9 protein-coding genes and 4 pseudogenes are annotated in these 17,285 nt (G+C 35.1%); 2 read left to right on the forward strand and 11 right to left on the reverse strand.

All coding sequences use genetic code 11. The features are described from left to right. The 6 genes and pseudogenes from B5P42_RS33570 to B5P42_RS29460 form a co-directional block, all read right to left on the reverse strand. Positions 1-148 (reverse strand): annotated as a pseudogene (locus B5P42_RS33570) (YknW family membrane protein); the annotation flags it as partial. A gap of 108 nt (positions 149-256) precedes the next feature. Further along, positions 257-1,456: an ABC transporter permease gene (locus B5P42_RS29440; RefSeq protein WP_113735905.1), complete on the reverse strand. Its 1,200-nt coding sequence runs from the start codon at positions 1,454-1,456 to the stop codon at positions 257-259. Further along, positions 1,453-2,133 (reverse strand): ABC transporter ATP-binding protein, encoded by a 681-nt coding sequence (locus B5P42_RS29445; RefSeq protein ID WP_002187085.1) that lies wholly within the window; start codon positions 2,131-2,133, stop codon positions 1,453-1,455. Before B5P42_RS29445 ends, B5P42_RS29440 begins: the two co-directional genes overlap by 4 nt. Beyond that, a complete protein-coding gene (locus B5P42_RS29450; RefSeq protein ID WP_113735906.1) occupies positions 2,130-3,314 on the reverse strand; it encodes an efflux RND transporter periplasmic adaptor subunit in 1,185 nt (394 codons plus the stop codon). The genes B5P42_RS29445 and B5P42_RS29450 overlap by 4 nt, the downstream gene beginning before the upstream one ends. 336 nt (positions 3,315-3,650) lie before the next feature. Further along, positions 3,651-4,369 (reverse strand): annotated as a pseudogene (locus B5P42_RS29455) (IS6 family transposase). Between the two features lie 79 nt (positions 4,370-4,448). Next, on the reverse strand, positions 4,449-6,662 hold the full coding sequence (locus B5P42_RS29460; RefSeq protein ID WP_003193599.1) for an N-acetylmuramoyl-L-alanine amidase family protein: 2,214 nt from the start codon (positions 6,660-6,662) through the stop codon (positions 4,449-4,451). A 206-nt stretch (positions 6,663-6,868) separates the two neighbouring features. Between B5P42_RS29460 and B5P42_RS32310 the strand changes: the two are divergent. Then, positions 6,869-7,257, forward strand: a pseudogene (locus tag B5P42_RS32310) (Tn3 family transposase); the annotation flags it as partial. A gap of 171 nt (positions 7,258-7,428) precedes the next feature. On the opposite strand, the gene B5P42_RS29470 reads toward B5P42_RS32310, so the two are convergent. The 3 genes from B5P42_RS29470 to B5P42_RS29480 form a co-directional block, all read right to left on the reverse strand. Next, positions 7,429-10,176, reverse strand: coding sequence for a M4 family metallopeptidase (locus B5P42_RS29470; protein ID WP_113735908.1), 2,748 nt, complete (start codon positions 10,174-10,176; stop codon positions 7,429-7,431). Between the two features lie 253 nt (positions 10,177-10,429). Further along, positions 10,430-12,214, reverse strand: coding sequence for an S-layer homology domain-containing protein (locus tag B5P42_RS29475; protein WP_113735909.1), 1,785 nt, complete (start codon positions 12,212-12,214; stop codon positions 10,430-10,432). A gap of 207 nt (positions 12,215-12,421) precedes the next feature. After that, on the reverse strand, positions 12,422-14,035 hold the full coding sequence (locus tag B5P42_RS29480; protein WP_113735910.1) for an S-layer homology domain-containing protein: 1,614 nt from the start codon (positions 14,033-14,035) through the stop codon (positions 12,422-12,424). Between the two features lie 579 nt (positions 14,036-14,614). Between B5P42_RS29480 and B5P42_RS29485 the strand changes: the two genes are divergently transcribed. Then, the gene (locus tag B5P42_RS29485; RefSeq protein WP_078214605.1) at positions 14,615-15,265 is read left to right on the forward strand and encodes an IS6 family transposase; all 651 of its coding nucleotides are present in this window, start codon (positions 14,615-14,617) and stop codon (positions 15,263-15,265) included. Between the two features lie 109 nt (positions 15,266-15,374). On the opposite strand, the gene B5P42_RS29490 is transcribed toward B5P42_RS29485, so the two are convergent. Next, entirely contained in the window at positions 15,375-16,544 is a 1,170-nt protein-coding gene (locus B5P42_RS29490) for a DUF4046 domain-containing protein (protein WP_002094912.1), read from the reverse strand. A gap of 468 nt (positions 16,545-17,012) precedes the next feature. Beyond that, positions 17,013-17,196: pseudogene (locus tag B5P42_RS33460) on the reverse strand (hypothetical protein). Positions 17,197-17,285 lie beyond the last annotated feature (89 nt).

A 17,285-nucleotide genomic window follows, 5' to 3' on the forward strand; every position in this document is an offset into this window, starting at 1 on the left:
GCCCTTGTAACAATGCTACTAAGAGGAACATACCCCAAACTTTCTCGTTTGCTTTCATTCTTTCAAATTGTACTCCTGGAGATGTAATCATTCCAAATAATGATGGCTTTTTCGCACCTACATCTTGTGTATTAATATTCGCTTTCATTATAACGCCTCCTTCTATTCACATATTCCTTTTAAAGGATGGTAAAAACAATTAACTCAAACAATATGTATGTGTAATAGAGATATTTATCTTTACTACACTAGTAAACTATTCGTAGCGGAGTGCTTCAATTGGATCTAATTTTGCAGCTTTATTCGCTGGAATTAATCCGAAAATAATACCAAGTGTCATTGAGAATAATACGCCTCCGACAACAACTTCCCATGAAACAAGTGGTGGCCATTTCGCAAATGTGGAAACAATATATGCCCCGCCATATCCAAGACCAATTCCGATCAAACCACCTAGAAGCGTTAACATAACGGCTTCAATTAAAAACTGTAATAAAATTTTACTACGCGTTGCTCCAAGCGCTTTACGTATCCCAATTTCGCGCGTACGCTCCGTTACAGATACGAGCATAATGTTCATAACGCCAATACCACCAACGACTAATGAAATGCCAGCGATACCACCGATGATCATTGTCATGATATTAGTGACTTTAGAAACTCCTTCTTGGAACTCTTTTAAGTTTACTAATTCATATTTACCTGGAATTTCACTCGGCTTACGACTATTTAATACTTCAACAGCTTTTTTTCCTGCTGATTCTAAATTGTCTACATTTTTAGCCTGAATTGCGATACTTTGAATTTCATCTGTTCCGTATAAAACAGGCCATAAGGTGAGAGGAATCAGTACTTCTTCAGTTTCAAATCCCATAAATTCATTATCTGATTTATAGACACCGATAATTTGCACCGGCTGTCCTTTCATTTCAATAATTTTCCCTACTGGATTTTCATCTTTAAATAGCGTCTCTTCTGCCTTCGTACTAATCATAACGACGTTATTACCTTGTGAAATATCTGATTCATTCAATGAACGGCCTTTGACCATTTTCACTTTATTTACTTGAAAATACTCACTATCCAGTCCAATAACATTAATCATTGCTTTTTTATCGTTTATATCAAGTGTTTCCATCGTACTATTCGTCGTAATAACATGGGCAACATCTTTTACCTGTTTCACCTCAAGAATATCTTCTTCCGTTAATTTTGGTACTTCATGCCCACCTATAGCAAACTCATCATTAATATCCGGCTTAAACTGAATTGGCATAAGGTTATTACCAGAACCAGCGATTTTCGACTTCAGCATCACTTCCCCGCCCTGCCCAATCGCAACGACAGTAATAATAGAACCTACACCGATAATAATACCGAGCATCGTCAAAGCTGAACGCAGTTTATGAGCTAAAATTGAAGATAGGGCAATTTTCATACTATCTAGTAAACTCATACTGCACACCTTCTATCTTCAGTAATTTTCCCATCTCGCAGTACAATGCGGCGAGATGAATAAGCTGCTACCTCTTCTTCATGCGTAACCATAACAATCGTCGTACCTTCTGCATTAAGCTTCGTGAAAATATCCATAACTTGTTCACCTGACTTCGTATCAAGCGCACCCGTCGGCTCATCGGCCATAATGAACGTTGGATTATTCGCAATCGCTCTCGCAATTGCTACACGCTGTTTCTGTCCACCTGATAACTCATTTGGTAAATGATGCACTCTATCTGCTAACCCTACTTTGACCAGTGCTTCCAAAGCACGCTTACGGCGCTCAGCTTTCTTCACCCCACCATATACAAGAGGAAGTTCAACATTTTCCACCGCTGAAAGACGTGGCAGTAAATTAAAATGCTGGAACACAAAGCCGATATATTCATTACGAATTAAAGCTAATTTTGACTCATCTGCTGTTAAGATATTCACATCATTCAGCATATATTTTCCTTCTGTTGGGCGATCTAAACAGCCGATAATATTCATAAGCGTTGATTTACCGGAACCAGACGGTCCCATAATTGAAACAAACTCACCACTCTGAATCGTTAAACTAATACCATGTAAAATCGGTACTGCCAATTTTCCTTGATAATACGTTTTAGCAATATTATTTAACGTAATCATTTCTCTTTCACTTCCATTCCGTCATACACGTTGTCGGAAGGATTTTTAACCACCTTTTGCCCCACTGCTGCGCCTTCAACAATCTCTGTCCAGTCTCCATCAGTAGCGCCTTTTTTCACATTTTGTTTATGAAGCTTCCCTTTCTCCTCAATATAAACAAATGCATCATCGCCTTTTTCTACAATGCTCTTACTTGGAACAGCAATCATCGTCTTATTCTCTAAATTTACTTGTAAAGAAACGTGATAACCTGGAGATAAACCATCTTGGCTATCAAGACTTGCCTTATATGTATATTGAGACATATTTTGAGTTCCTTCACCAGCTGCTTGAGCCATCTCAGCACTCGTTGGGAATTCACTTACTTCCGTAATCTTACCTGTCCACTTCTTCTTATTATTTGCTTTCGCAGTTACAGTAAACGTTTGATCTTTTTGAATTTGTGACTTTTGAAGCTCTGTTAAAGTCCCTTGAACTTGGAACGGATCTTTAGAAGCAACTTGTAAGAATGCTTTCCCTTGGCCACCTAAAGCTTGAGATGAACTTTGTGCTGCATCTTTATCTAACTTTTGTACAACACCTGTAAAATTACTATAAATCGTAAGTTCTTTCTGTTTTTTACTTAACTCTTCTTTTTGTAACTCTCCTTTTTCTTTTTCAAGATCAGTTGTTTTTTGTGCCATTTCTAAATCACTTACCTGCTCTTCCATTGGGTCTGTTACTTCTTTCGCAGCCCCACTATCTTTTGCCTTCTTAATTTCTTTCTTCAATGAATCAATCTTCTTTTTCCCTTGATCGTAACGCATATCAGCCATCTTCTGATCAAGCTCAGCTTGTTTCACCTGTAAATTAATTTCTTCATTATCATAAGAGAATAATTTCGTTCCCTTTTCTACCTCTTGTCCTTCTTTCACTGCAATATCTTTCACTTTTCCTTTAGTTGGATCCGCATAGAAACTTTCAATATTTCCTGGCTTCACTTGACCAGAAATTAACTTCGTATTATTTAGCTTACGCTCTGTCACTTTCTCAAAACTTACAGCATCCGCCTTCGTTGTATCTTTCTTCTTACCTTGCATAACAAAAATATTTACCGCCGCAACGATAACAATTAGTACAATAACCCCAACAATAATCCATTTTTTTTTCTTATTTGGAGTACGAACTGTATTTTGTAACATAATCTTTCCCCTTTCAAAATTATATATTACTAAAACATATAGCAATTAAATAATATAACACGAAAAATACTCATAACCAATATGTATTATTGCATATAGTTAGATTAAAAGATTTTTATGAGATTTAACATTAGGTTATATAAATAAAGACACAACAACAAGGAACATACATTCAATATTTTATAAGGTATTCACTCCTGTTAACATATAAACTAATAGCATATATATATCTTATTCTTTAAATGATATAATTGCCGGAACTGAAACAAAAGGGTTCTGGTGCAAATACTTAGGAAAGATATAAAGAGGCGAAAAGTTTCCTAGTGGAATCTAGTCTTAAGCAGCAATTCCAAATAGTTGATGGATGAACTTCACTTGATTTTGGACAGACTTGTCCAGTAAAATGAATTACCTTCTTTTACCATACGCTTAGCTTCTATTCCAGAAATAATGGATGTATCTGTACGAAAAGATTTCAATCCTAACATCGAACGAACTCGCTTTTTAACAAAACGATGATCTTGTTCCACTATGTTATTGAGATATTTCACTTGCCTTAGTTGGATGCCTAATGGCATCTTTTTTTCTTTTCTCAATTCTTCAACTGCTATAGGATAAGCTGGATTCTTATCGACTGTCACGACACGCGGCTCAGAAATATGAAAAGACTGCAAAGCTTTCTTGAAGAATTGCTTTGCAGCCTTGTGGTTTCTTGCTGTGCTTAGGTAAAAACCGATGGTATTTTCTTTCGAATCGACAGCACGATACAGGTACATCCATTGACTCTTTACTTTGATATATGTTTCATCGACTCTCCAAGAATCATTGGTTTGCTTGAGATCACGACGGATTCTTTTGTCTAATTCAGGACCATACTGATGAACCCAACGCATAATCGTTGTATGGGCAACAGATAAGCCCCGTTCCGCCATCATTTCCACTAAATCACGAAAGCTCAAGTTGTACCGTAGGTACCATCTTACTGTTTGCAAAATATTATCATGATGATAATGCTTCCACTTGAATAAATTTCGCTTTCCATACTGATCACTCACCTTTTTTAGAGTAATAGTATCAGTATGTCCAAGATTTAGAGATTACTTGCAATTATCTTGAAGTTTTTGCATCAGAGCCTTACATCTTATGTCCCCACTGGTCAAAGTGATAATCTTTACCGTCGATTTTAAACCAACCGTCTGAATAAAGTGAACCATCTTCTCTAGCACAATACCAAAGGTATCCGTATGCAAGAGGTATAGGTCTATATCCACCACCAACTTGGAACCATCCTGTTTTAGCTGCCCCATTTTCATCGAAGTAATAATATTTATTATCGATAGTTTGCCAGCCCGTTTGTGCTACGCCGTTATTGTCAAAATGGTATAGCTTACCGTCGATTTTTTCAAATCCTGCTCGGTTAACTGATCCGTCTTCATGAAAATAATATTTTTTTCCGTCAATGTTTTCATAATTATTGAACGTATAATTGCGACCATTTGTGAAATAATATCTTTTACCGTCTATCATTTTCCAACCGGTATAGAAAACTCCATCTTCTAAACTATAATATTCTAGTAGGTTCTCACTTTTGTTGAGCCCTGTTTTATAAAGCGAACCGTCATGCTTAAATGATAATGTTTTGTTGTCCAACCCAACATTAACAACGCTGTCTATAACTTTTCCATTTAGATCAGAGACTCTCTCAAGCACACCTTTGTCGGAAAAGTGAAGGATAACCTCTCGATCTTCCATACGTAGTTCATTTTTAGTTACATTGTAATTTTGAAAGTAATAAATTTTACCATCCACTTCTTTTAGACCTTCTTTAACGAATGCTCCAGAAGCATCGGCATAGTCATCTCCTTTCCAGGTTGATCGTTGTAAAACACCGTCATCATTAAAGTGGTAGTATTTATCCTCAATCAGTGAATCACTTCCATTTCCAGTAACCATGTAGCCATAAGGCGATGAGAAATAATAAGTCTTCCCCTTAATTTCTTGCCAGCCTGTCATAATGACTCCTTCAGCATCTGTAAAGGAATACCCATTACCTCGGTTTATCCAACTGTTCTTTATCACGTTTCCAGAGGAATCTTTTGCAATCCATTTAGTAGAATCTTTTTCATCAGCTACAGCCTGTACTTCATCATACTTCTGTCTCTCGTTTTCTTTACCCGGATACCACTCTATTAACCAATTGTTAATTTCATTGTTGCTTTTATCAGAGAAACGAATTTCAGATTTGAAACTCCAATCAGTACCAAATTGAGAAATATATTGATTACCAGCCAAACTTACCCCATTTTTGTTATTCAAACGGAACTGAAATTTACCATCGTTAGAATTTCCTATCTGAACAAGTTCAAACACTTCATCATCGCTAAGCGAATCGGAATATTGAAGTCCGTTTCCTTCTTTTCCTGAAAGATATTTTGAACCTGTTTTTACGATTACTTTATTCGTTCCTTTTTTATAAGGGATAATTTGATAAGGTTTACCGTCATTTAGTGTAATGAATGGCAGTGTCATAGATGTCTCTAGGACGTTAGTACGCTCCGCCAATATATCTGATAATCGATCATAAAAATCTGCACGAGCTTTAGGATCATTATTAACATAGTTGTCAAGGACATCTTTATCTACTGGCTTTGAAGTCAATGTTATCAATCGTTTTTGCTCATCTGATAATTTATTTGCTATCTGATCAAATAGGTAATCTGAATTTCTAGCAATCACCGTCCAATCACCAAAGGAGTCGCCGGAATATTTTTTGTAAAGTGGACCAAGAAATCTTGGGTTTTTACCAGATGCTTTTTCTACAAATGCATGTTGGCCTTGATTTATCACAACTCCAGTCTTTCCTTCGTCTAATTGTGCTTGTGTAATGTAAAGAAGATCGTGTTCTGAGACATTTGCTGCATTAGGGTTTAAATCTATAATTGCACCTGCTTCAGTAATTTTAAGCTGCTGCCCAGATCTTAGTTGATGAATTTCAATTTTTCCATTTGGATAGCGTACTTTAACTGGTTTAAGAAAATTCACATCACCTTGTGTATGATACATGGAAATATTAAATTCCCCAGATGTAAAACTAGGAGCCTGGTAAGTTTCGTTTTCTGCATATACATCAATGTGAGTGCCGGGGTCTCGATCCCCTGGGCTTATTCCAAGTGCTTCATAAGTGTTTGCTACAGCACCTAATACAGTAATAGTTATATCTAATACCGCACCTATCCCTGCGCTAGCCTTATTTTCTGCAATCGGTGCCATAGAAAAAAGAATTCCTAATGCCGCTGTAGCAGGAATTATCTTCTTTCCAATTCCATTTGTTTTAAATTTCTTTTTCATTCCGTTCTCCTCTCTTGGTGAAATTAATCACTTTTGAATCATCTAAAATTAATGTTCTGAAGTTCATCTTAGCTTAGATACCTTTCGAATTTCTTACATAAGTGTTACAAAAGTCTTTCATTGATTTTAATTTGTAATAAGGAAAGTATTAAATATTAATGTGAGGAGATCAAAATATATATTCAGAAAATAAGTATTAACAAGTGTTAAAATGGTTACAGCGTGTTGAAAATGGAAGACATGTACATATTGCTTAAATAAAGGAGCAGCAAAATATAATGTTGCTTGAGATGCATTTTTAATTAATTAGGAGAAATTCTTGATTGTTCTTATGAGGATCAATTACATAGAGCAAGTGGTTTACAACTTCTGATTTTAGCTATTATATTATGGAATATAGTATATATATATCACAGCGGTTGATGCTTTGCATGCAAAAGGAGTGGATATTCCCGAAGAATATGTACAACATATATCTCCACTTGGATGGGAACATATTACGTAAACAGGTGATTATGTTTGGAACTTAAACCAAAAAACAAATTTCAATAATTTAAGACCATTACGAGATAAAAAGTCTATAAAAAATCGGTAAAATAAATAACCAGTTCCTTAAAGTACAGGGAACCGGTTAAAATGTGTCCAAACGTACAATTTTCTTTTTTTGATAAGGTGACCTCATGCCCATCAAGTTAATATTTTTGCACCAGAACCATAAAAAGCACCTTCAATATTTGAAGGTGCTTTTTAATGCAATAAGTTACTATTATTTTAATACCTTTCTAAATTTACGACCAAAAGAAAGAACCATACCTGCAAGAACCATCAATACACCCATTGCTGCACTGTTATTTGTACTTGCACCCGTTTTTGGAAGCTCTTTATATGTATCTTCTTTTTTATCAGTAGTACTATTGTTTGAGATATTACTGTTACCAGTATCAGAGGCATTGCTGTTGTTAGTACCAGTACTGCCATTATCAGAACCGTTATCGTTGTCTGAACCATTATTTCTGTTATTAGAACCGTTACCATTGTCCTTATCTTTCACAACTACTTTTTGTATTGTAGTTACCTTATTACCTGCGGAATCTTTGACACTATATATTACTTCATAAGTACCGGCTTTAGATGTATCTACAGTTCCTTCATGCGTTACTTTAGAAGTAAGGTCACCACCTTCTTTATCAGTAGCTGATACTCCTGCCATTGAGGCGAATTGATTACCCTCAATAATTGTTGTTTCAGCAGGTACTTTTAGTACTGGTTTTTCATCTTTAACTTCTTCTCCAGCTTTAACCGTTACTGTTTGTTTCGCAGTTACTTCATGACCTTTAGTGTCTGTAACTGTGTAAGTTAATACGTAAGTACCGGCCTTAGATGTATCTACCTTACCATCAACTGTTACTTTAGAAGTAAGGTCACCGTCTTCTTTATTAGTAGCTGATACTCTTGCCATTGGGTCGAATGAATCTCCTACATTAATTGTTGCTCCAACAGGCACTGTTAATTTAGGTTCCATATCTGGAGTTTCTCCATTTTCCTCTACAATTACAGTCTGTGTAGCCGTTGCATTAACCCCTTGGGAATCGACAACCGAGTACTCCACAATGTAGTTACCTGGTTTAGAAGTATCTACATCGCCTTTATGTTTTACTCTATTTGTTAAATCACCATCTTCTTTATCAACAGCTTTTACGCCTCTCATCGGGTCGAACGTATCACCTACATGTAGTGTAGTTGTAAACGGTACAGTTAACTCCGGCGCTTGTTTTTCCACAGCTTTTTCTTTTTCTTCCACTGTTACCTTAATTTTTGCTGCATCAAAAGCTTCTTGGACTGCTTGAGCTTCAGCCGAGTTCGCGCCATATTTATTTGTTGCAACTCGAAGGCATGCTGATCTCAATTCAAAGAAATCAGAAGTCATGTTTAGTTCATCAGTGTTTGCATAATAAAAAATATCAAACATTTTATCCTCGCCAATACCTTTTACAGTTACACCGTTATGAGTGCCACCTTTTGCAATTAAATATGCAACTTTATTAATAATACTTGAGTTGAAATGAACGCCTCCATCATCCTCTCCGTTTAAATTAGTATATTTACTATAATCATCTGGATATGGTACTCCATTTGAATAATTGATTGAAGATGGATTTTTCATATCACGTAAAACTAATCCAGTTTGTTCTCCTATTGTCCAGTTAAAATTCCCATTGTTTATATATTTCTCAATAGCCGTCCCCATAATATCCGATAACGCCTCGTTAATCGCACCAGATTCTCCGGAATATTCAAGATTGGATTCGCTAGATGTAACCGCATGTGTAAATTCATGTCCCGCTACGTCAAATGCCTTCACCATAGGATCTCCATATACGAGCATACTACTATTATTAATATTAGCACTTAATGCATTTTTCCAATTTTTTGGATCGTTCGTATCCTCAGAATCCCAAGCGTGTACAACTGAAACTACTTTTTGTCCCTTATTATCAAAACTATTACGCTTGTATTTATCTTTATAAAAATCAAATACTTTCGTCGCTAAGTAATGGGCACTTACCGCTTTTGGATCATTAAATGTTGTTGAAGTGCTAGTTGCTAGTGTGCCAGGATAATAGCTTTCCTCTTTAGTAATATCTCTGTAATTCACATCATATGTTTCAATTCCTTGCCCCCTTGAATAATCAGCAAGTGCATATTCACCATTACTTTGTTTAGAAATACCAAATGTACGAGATATACCGAAAGCATCGTTTCCTGTTCCAGTTAATGATGCAAGATTGCTTTTTCTACTTTCCTCTAAGGCATCAACAAGCTTCTCACTTGCTTTTAAATCTGAATCTTGTACCATATTTTTTAACATTTCACCATTATGAGCATTCACTAAATAAGTTCCAGATACATATTTTGGTGTTACTGCAGCAAATGTAACCTGGTATGCATTACTGGCTTGTCCATTATTTTCATCAACAAAAATAACTTCCTTTACTTCTGGCTCAGAAATAAACTTGATATCATTCCCGTACTTCGTAAAAATATATTGTTTCGCTTTTTCTTGTGATAGATTAATAGGCTTCTTTAAATCTTCTTGTTTTAAATTTTGCGCACTATCCCCTGAAACACTTTTAATAACACCCTTTTTATCTACGTGTGCAGTCAATTGATACCCATATACTTCTTTTCCTTCATATGTTTGTTGCATACGCACAAGTGTAGTCCCATCATACGAACCGCGTTTTTGAAGAACCTTATAATCTACTCCCATTTCTCCATTCACTTGTTTTGGAGACAAAGCTTGCTCTGTCTTTTCCTTAAGGGCATCTTTTACTACATTCTCTGGTGCCTTTTGTGATGGTTGTGTAAGTTCACCTGTACGGAACGAATCCTCCTGAATTTGAACTTGTAATTGATCTGTTTCCTCTGCATGACCTACTCCATATGGTATTACAGCTGTTAAAGCTAATCCTGTTGTTAATGCAACTGTAGCTGTTCTTTTTTTATTTTTCATCATATTTACCTCGTATCATTTTCTAAAAAATTAAGCTTATAAAAAGGTAACGTCACATGCCTATCAACCTAGCAGAACAAATTGCCCCCAAAACGATAAAAATGAACTTCGGTGCTATAAAAACACAAAATTTTTGTTTAGGGGGCGTTATAAAGTTTTTAAGTTGATATGGGGTATTACCAATTAAATTTTTACGAGCAGTAATACGCCCTTATAATGATGATATAATAAACCACTCAACTTCATTTTCTTTTTATTGATGGGATGGCGCATTTGAAATTGCATTATATAAAAACTGTGCATACTGTTCACGTGTTACGTTCATATCCGGAGCAAATTTCCCTTCTCCAACTCCTACTGCAATATGGTTCGATTGCACGGCACTAATCGCATCTTTTGCCCATGAATTTGCTGGAACATCGTTGAAATTATGTGGCGCCTTTACATCTAATCTAAACGCTTTCTTAATAACTTGTGCCATTTCTGCACGTGTTAATGTAGCTTTCGGTCTAAAGTTTCCTTGATCATCTCCTTGGAAAATTCCTAGCTTAGTTAAAGCTAATATTTCCTCAGGAAACATTGTTGAATTTCCATCGATATCTCTGTATGGATTTTCATATTTATCTTGTTTTTCTATATACAAAGTACGGTAAATTAATGCAGCTACTTGTTCACGTGTTACATTATCACACATACCAAATATCCCATTTCCATAACCTGCAATAATTCCTTTATTCGCTAAATCATGAATTGCATGAAATGCCCAGTGTTCTTGTGGGACATCCTTAAATGTAGTTCTATTTACTCCTGCATCGATTTGCAAATCATTTTTTATTACATCCCAAAGTGGATTATCTTGACGCTTTGGTTGCCCCTCTTCATCCCATTTTATTTTTTCTGTTCCTAATTCATAATTCATTCCTGTCCAAGTATCTTCACGGAATGCATAGAATGATTTATGCCATCCTTTCTGATTGAATATAGAAATTAAGTCTTGCATGTATTGAGGTGCTCCAGGAACGGTACGATTAATTCCAAATTCCTCAGCAATGATTCGATTAGATGGTACATGATTTTCCTGAGACCAATTTTGAACAGGCTGTAAGAATGTATTTAATCCATCTTTATCCCACATCATAGGTGTTTCTAAATCTCCTACTTTTACAATTCCAGGATATTGATACTCTTTATTTTGATTTTCACGTTGACTTGTTAATTGATATGGCTCATACATATGAAATGCATACAATGTCTTATTATCTTTAACTGGTTTAAGATATTTAAAAGCCCAAGGTGTGGCATATAGACCTGAATCTAAAATAATAGGTGTTTCTTTATCTACTTCACGAATTGAAGTAACAACTTTTTGATAAAATTCATTTAAATCAGCTGGGGTTCCCTTCACTTTTGAATACCATTTCTCATAATCTTCCGTCCAAAAATCATTATATCTATTTTTCTTAGATGTTTCTGGATGTGGTTCATTGATAATGTTGTAACCAACCACAGCTGGATGATCTTTCAATTCAAACGCAAGGTCCTTCCAAAATTGGCTTGCTTGTTCTTGATATTTCTCTTCTTCCCAAATTCTATCATCATTCTGATTATTGTTAAATTGACGCCAACGATCACCAGGTAATGAAAGCATTGTAAGCACAACTTTAATTCCTTGTGATTGTGCAGCATCTAAATCTGCTTTCAATTCTGCTACATCCTCTTCCACCAATCTTTGATAATTATCTGCATTACCGATAAGAAAATCTTTTCCTGATGTATCTGGTTTGTCTTCAAATAAGAAATCCTTATCTTTTGCCCATTTATCAGGTGCTAAACGAACATATTCAATATGAGCTTCCTTTGCACTTTTGTAGTTCTCAGGTAATGAAGTGCTATTCATAAAATTAGTACCTGTTCTTTTAGAATTCCAAAAATCCATTTTGGAACCTGCACTTTTGTATGTCTCAGCTTTCACATTCATTTCTTGTATCCCTAAGCTCATCATGCCTATTAATGCGACTATCGGTATGATTTTTTTCATAACTTCTCCCTCTTTCCATGTCAGTTTCTTATTATAAAATAAATCACTTATGTTACAGGAAAGTGACAATTTCAAAAAAATTAATTTATCAGCATTGGCAGGTAAAGAGGGAGCAGACACAAAAACAGGCTGTGGAGAAAGTCTTCTTCACAGCCTGAGAACAAGTTATATATCCAAATATGACTTGTTCCTTTCACTATTTAGTTTTTATCGTTTGTTATAGTTGATATAACTAGGGTCATTATAAACCCACTGATTCGTTTCAATTCTTAGCCAACCATTCTTTTCTTCATATACTGTAACTTTTTCACCTTTACTTGCCTTTCTAACAATAGAGTAGTTTGTACCTGCTCCACTCCGAACATTTACCCCAATACCATTTATTTGAGCTGTTCCAATTGTATTTTGAACACTACCAGTTTCAATTACTTGAAGCATGTTTAGAATGAATGATGCTGTTTCACCACGAGTTGTTGTTCCTTTAGGGTCATATTGATTGTCACCCTTACCTTTTACAATACCTAGTCCATACAATCTTTGTACGTCTTCCTTATAGATAATTTGGTCTTTGTCTGAGAATGGTAAGTTTGCAACTGGCCCCCATAGACCTTTATACTGTAAAGCCTTGTTTACAATAATTGCTGATTCTTCTCTTGTAATAGGTGTGTTTGGGTCAAAATAACCGTCACCTCTACCTGCAATGATACCTGCACTTGCAGTGCGTTTAATACCATCTCGTAAAGTTGAGTTTGCATCGTTTAGGTCTTTAAATGAAATATCTCCAGCGGGCAAGTTTAGAGATTTATAGATTAATTGAGCAAATTCGGCTCTTGTTACCGCTCTATTAGGTGCGAAAACACCGTTTCCTTCCCCTGCCATAATACCCCTTCTATTTAGCTCTCGAATAGCCGGCTCATACCAACCTCCAGTAATGTCGTCTTTTGGTTGATAAAGATTATTATAATACCCTCCAGCACCATTTACGAATGCATCCCATTGTCCATTATTAATCATGTTAGCAGGACAATTTTTACCGCTCCACCTTTGATGTTTTACGATGTTATTTAACGGTACACCAGTTTCTTTCATTAAATAAGCTACAAGTTTCTTAGCGTTATCTACTGCTTTACTGTAGTTACCATCGCTGTTAACCGCGATTTCAATTGCAATAGACTCTCTATTACCCGGGCCATTACCGTCTCCTGCGTGCCACCCGTTTTCGTTTAATGGTAAGTGTTGATAAATCTCTTTATCGTCCACTGTAAAGTGCCATGATGCAGCTCGGTCTGTGTTCCCTACTGCTTGGTTATATAGGTATTGAGCGTGGTTCCTAGCACCTGCTCCTACACTTGTATTATCAGTCTCATGAATTGTAATGTACTTTGGACTCATGTAGTTTTGAGGACGAATATTATCGTTACCTGCTGGAACAATCCATTCAGTGAATGGAACACCGTTTATTGTACTAGAGATGCTAGGTGATGCGGAAGACAGACTACGTTTTGTTCTGTTTGAATTGTTAGGAACAGTTAATGTACCTGTTTCTTCATGAATACCTTCTGAACGTTGAAGACTGTCTGCTTTCTTATTATCGACAGTACCTCCACCACGTCCGTCTACCTCTTCAAAACTAGCTTCAATACTTTTTAGAGCCTGTTCATCTGATGTTTGAAGTTGGTCTGTTTTACTTTGTTCCTGAACGCTTGTAGGTTGCTTATTGTTTACTGATTGTTGTTCCTCTGCAAACGATACCAATGGTGAAGATAATACCGTTAATCCTGCCGTGAATGCTACTACTTTTTTATTAAATTTAATGTTCATTTCTAACTTGGTATATCTCTCCATCTTAATAGATATACCTTCCTCCTTATACCTCTTTTAATGTGAATAATAGTGTGAATAATAGTGAGAATAGTAGTGAGAATAATGGTAGTCTGAATCCCAAGAATAACGATTTAATTTTTCATTCCATATAATCAGCCAAAATCTATAGTTTCTCTTACATATTCCAATGTTATAACATAACACTAGGGCTCCTCCCACTACTAAGACAAAAGAAAACCCAACATAGATTTTTCTTTTGTCTTAGTAATGGGAACGTTTCAATCAGAAACCGAAGAGAATGATAGAGACTTATATTGTTCTCCTTTGCGATTTCAACCATACCATACATGATGGCACTCCCTCTAGTACATTTGCAAAAATATAGAATAAATAAGCTTATAATAACAAAAACTCAAAATATATATCAAGCATTTTTTTGAAAATAGCATTTTTGTTACCTTTTCGTAACTACTATAGGCATATATATATATGTTATTATTTATAAACTTTTGCAAAACAGAATGAGGAGAATGATAAAAGGGATATTTTAAAGGAAAACAGTTCAAACAAGATGTTATTTTGGTAGCCGTCGGCTACTACTATCGTTTTTCTTTAAGTTATCGAGATGTATCTGAAATTTTGAAAGAACGTGGTAAATCGGTCCATCCCACTACCATCATGCGATGGGTTCATGAACATGGAAATCTCATTTATCAGATTTGGAAAAAGAAAAACAAATCTGTGCAGCTGTCTTGGCACCTGGATGAAACCTATATCAAAGTGAAAGGCGAATGGCGTTATCTCTATCGAGCAATTGATAAAGATGGACACACATTGGATATTCAGCTTCGCAAAAAACGAGATCATCAAGCGGCTTATGCCTTTATGAAAAGACTAGTAAAAACATTAGGAGAAGCAACGGTTCTCACAACAGACAAGACTCCCGCGTTACTTTGCGCGTTCAATAAATTGGGAGAGCAAGACTTTTATAAGCATACCATTCATTGCACAATCAAGCATTTGAATAATCTCATCGAACAGGATCATAGACATATCAAGCGACGTTTTTCCAAATCCGCAGGATTTCAAAGTCTTCGCCATGCTTCACGTACCTTGAAAAGCATCAAAACTATTCATGCCCTATATAAACAAAAACGAAGTTTGCAACAACCAAACTTCGTTTTTTCGACGTACAATGAATTAAAGAAACTATTCAAAGTTGCATAAACTCTACCTACTAAATTAGGATTTTTTTGTTTATATAAAAACTTTGCAACAGAGCCCGTAAAAGAAAGATTTAGTTTCATTTATGTTAAACTTTCATATTTTTTATAAATTAATTAGGATATAGTTCACTTAACATAGTATGTGGGTTCCTATTCCAAAATCTATCTAATGGGGTTCTTAACCCTTGATTAATTATCCACCTTCTACTATATACCCTTGTTAGTTCTTCATTAGTTAATTTTTCTTTTTCCTCTATCGTCCATTTCAATGCTTCCAATGCTTTCTCCTTTGTCCAAAATCCACGAGGGGCTCTATTTAATTCCCATTCTTTAAATTTCCCTGGATACAACTCGTGTAGCATGGCATATGGACTATTTTTCCAAAATCTCTCTAATGGAGTTATTAACCTTTGATTAATCATCCATCTTCTACTATAGACCTTTGTAAGTTCTTCATTAGTTAACTTTTCTTTTTCCTCTATCGTCCATTTTAATGCGCCCAGTGCCTTTTTCTTTGTCCAGTAGTTTTTAGGTGTTTTCTGGAATTCCCACTCTTTAAAACATCCAGGATATAACTCATTTATCATACTAAATGGACTATCATTCCAATATCTCTCCAATGGGGTCCTTAAGCCTATTTCTGAAAACCAAATTACACTAATTTTTTTTCTTATCTCCTCATTATTCATTTGTTTTCTTTCCTCTATCGTCCATTTTAATGCTTCCAACGCTTTTTTTCTTGTCCATAAACGACTAGGAGTTTTTTTAAACTCCCATTCCTTAAAATGGTCTGGATATAATTCATTTATCATTATGTAAGGACTACCTCCCCAAAAAATTTGGCAAGGCGAACTCAAATTATGATTAGATAACCACCGAACGTTATAAACCTCCAATAGTTTATTATCTGTTAACCTTTCTTTTTTTTCTATCGTCCATTTTAACGCTTTCAATGCCTTTTCCTTTGTCCAATAGTTCCTAGGTGTCATTTGAAATTCCCATTCTTTAAAACAATTCGGATAAACATCATTTATCATTACATATGGGCTATCATGATATTTAACGCTAAGTAAACCACCTAATTTATATTTAATAATTAATTGGGATTTCCAACTCTTAAGAATTGTTTCTTTATCCCACTTTAAAACTTTTTCTATAAGATACTTGATTACACGTTTTGCTAGATTATTATCTTGATCATCACTCCATGTACCTTTGGGAAATCTGTTCCTTTTACCGTCCAATATCTCTTGGTATATCTCTTCTATTTTTATTACCATTACAACCCTTTTCTCTCTTTCTATAGTGATTTTTACAGTAAACGAGATAAAAATCACCAGCAATTACAAATTTATTTCTAAGCAATAATCCACCTATATTTTAAGTGCTAATAGGTGAATTTTGTTCATAATTAATATATATAATTGAACACTAATCCCCCCTCGATAAGGGGGAATAAGGGGCTCAACCCATCAAGTTAACATTTTGAAGTTCCCCTTTAACGAAAATTCTGTGTTTTTTATAGAAACGAAGTTTATTTTTATCGTTTTGGGGGCAACCTGTTCTGTTAGGTTGATGGGCATGGGGTACAGCCATAATTACACACACAGAAAAAGAATCCCTTATGATTTCTGGGATTCTATTTCTTGTTTAAAGTTTTTTCAGACAAATGATTTGTACATCAATTTATCTTTGATATACAGATCATTTATCTGATAATTCCTATAAATAATTGCGGAGTAATAAACTTACATAAATGCTTTTAAAAGTTCTTGAACCAATGGAATTGCTCCACCTATGAATTTTAAAACTGCCATTGCGATTTCCATAATCATTTCCTCCTTTTTAATATTATGATGTAGTGAATCTTATACTCTCATTATATTAAGTGTATTAACTAATATCAATACATTTTAATATGCAATATTTCATCTTAAAATCATGCTTAATACTTTTATAATATAATAGGTAAATTCTACATCATTTTTCGATATACTAAACAGCTAATGAATACATAAAAA

The organism is Bacillus sp. SRB_331 (genome assembly GCF_003264175.1).
Lineage (GTDB): Bacteria > Bacillota > Bacilli > Bacillales > Bacillaceae_G > Bacillus_A > Bacillus_A mycoides.

Bases quoted from the DNA above. Each gene is read 5' to 3' on its own strand.
- B5P42_RS29490 (WP_002094912.1), bottom strand. From the start codon at position 16,544: ATGGTAATAAAAATAGAAGAGATATACCAAGAGATATTGGACGGTAAA.
- B5P42_RS29450 (WP_113735906.1), bottom strand. From the start codon at position 3,314: ATGTTACAAAATACAGTTCGTACTCCAAATAAGAAAAAAAAATGGATT.
- B5P42_RS29475 (WP_113735909.1), bottom strand. From the start codon at position 12,214: ATGAAAAAAATCATACCGATAGTCGCATTAATAGGCATGATGAGCTTA.
- B5P42_RS29445 (WP_002187085.1), bottom strand. From the start codon at position 2,133: ATGATTACGTTAAATAATATTGCTAAAACGTATTATCAAGGAAAATTG.
- B5P42_RS29470 (WP_113735908.1), bottom strand. From the start codon at position 10,176: ATGAAAAATAAAAAAAGAACAGCTACAGTTGCATTAACAACAGGATTA.
- B5P42_RS29440 (WP_113735905.1), bottom strand. From the start codon at position 1,456: ATGAGTTTACTAGATAGTATGAAAATTGCCCTATCTTCAATTTTAGCT.
- B5P42_RS29460 (WP_003193599.1), bottom strand. From the start codon at position 6,662: ATGAAAAAGAAATTTAAAACAAATGGAATTGGAAAGAAGATAATTCCT.
- B5P42_RS29480 (WP_113735910.1), bottom strand. From the start codon at position 14,035: ATGAACATTAAATTTAATAAAAAAGTAGTAGCATTCACGGCAGGATTA.